Raw genomic sequence first — 1,416 nt, 5'->3', positions numbered from 1 at the left:
CAATGCCGTTGCATTACGGGCCTGGGGGTTCGGGTCTTGTGATGAGGATGGCTTGCGTGCCGGTGCGGGTCGGTTGCGGCCAGAGACGGTGTTCAGCCCGTTTGAGCTGGTAACTGGACATCTTGCGTTTCACGGCTCGGGGCTGGCTGCGCAGGCGTCTGGCGGGCAGGAGTCGTTCCAAAAGGTCCTGCTCGAGCATCACCAAGGCCCTGACCAGCAGGTCAGGGGGAAAAGCTGCCCGGTGTAACGGTCACGCTGCGCCGGGCAGAGCGCAGGGTCTCGGTGAAGGAGACCCGATCGGGGTCCAGACCACGGGTGGCGGCCGTTCTCAGCATGAGCTCACGCAGGGCATGGTGGACCAGCAGGTGTGCCCAGATCTGCTGACGGACACCATCAGGGGTCTTGCTGCTCAGTACGACACGGGCGCCGCGCTGCTGGGTCTTGATCTCGGCGAAGACGGACTCGACCTCCCAGCGTTCGTGGTAGAGCGCGGCCAGCTGCCGGGCCGGATGGCGTCGGGCATCCAGCAGGGTGGTGACCAGCCGGTAGCCGTCAGCGGCACCCTCACCGCCCTGGCCCTTGAGCTGGTAGGCCAGAACCCGGACGGTGACCGGCTCATGCCGGGCAGGGCCGCTGCTCGCCCGGATCTGTGACAGCCATGACCCGTCCCGGAACTGCTTGAGGACCGGCAGGACGCGGTTGGCGGGCACGCGCCACAGCAGATCGGCGCCGGTGGCGGTGAAGGCCCGCCACAACGGGACACCGAGGAACTCACGGTCGGCCAGGACGAGCTGGCCCGGGCCGAGTGACCGTGGCAGCCGGCCGACCAGGGTGACTTCCCCGGTACGGCAGCCGGCGAGTTCCGCGTCCAGCACCGCATGGCTGCCCACCTCCACCAAAGCAGCCATCCGCACCTGCGGGAACGCGCTCTTGCCCGGCCCGCGGCCGTTGCCCGGACGTCCGAAAGCGACCTCGTTGGCTTCGCTGTCCGCGACGTCCCAGCACGTCCCGTCCACCGCCAGCAGCCGCAAGCCCCGCCAGAACGCGCCGGGGGTCGCCTCGGTGGCCATCGGCTTGGCGGTCGTGGCGAACAGCACCCGCAACGGCTCACAGCCCAGCCGCTGCCGGGCCCGGAACAGCGAGGACTTCGCCGGCAGATGCCAGCCGCCCAGCAGCCCCTGGCACCGCAGCCCCTCCACCAGATGCCGCATCACTTCCAGATACGGAGCCGGAGAGAACAACGCCATCCCCAGCACGAAGTACACCACCAGCCGCGCGGGAAGCAGCCGTCTGCGTTGCTCCGCGCACCCGCAAGCCGCGACCACCCGATCCACCAACCCCGGTGGATACACCCAGGTCAACAGCCCCAGGCCCGATAACTCAGACACACGCACAGACACCCGAACCACCCCCTGG

1 protein-coding gene is annotated in these 1,416 nt (G+C 68.9%); it reads right to left on the bottom strand.

Features of this window, described 5'->3' with window-relative positions:
• Positions 1 to 221: 221 nt before the first annotated feature.
• Complete coding sequence (locus GWI24_RS44345; protein ID WP_308344297.1) at positions 222 to 1,388, bottom strand: IS4 family transposase; 1,167 nt, start codon at positions 1,386 to 1,388, stop codon at positions 222 to 224.
• Positions 1,389 to 1,416 lie beyond the last annotated feature (28 nt).

It is taken from the genome of Streptomyces sp. MK37H (assembly GCF_018035285.1).
Taxonomy (GTDB): Bacteria; Actinomycetota; Actinomycetes; order Streptomycetales; family Streptomycetaceae; genus Streptomyces; species Streptomyces endocoffeicus.
The sequence above is the reverse complement of the archived record's forward strand: the minus strand, read 5'-3'. Positions and strand labels throughout refer to the sequence as shown.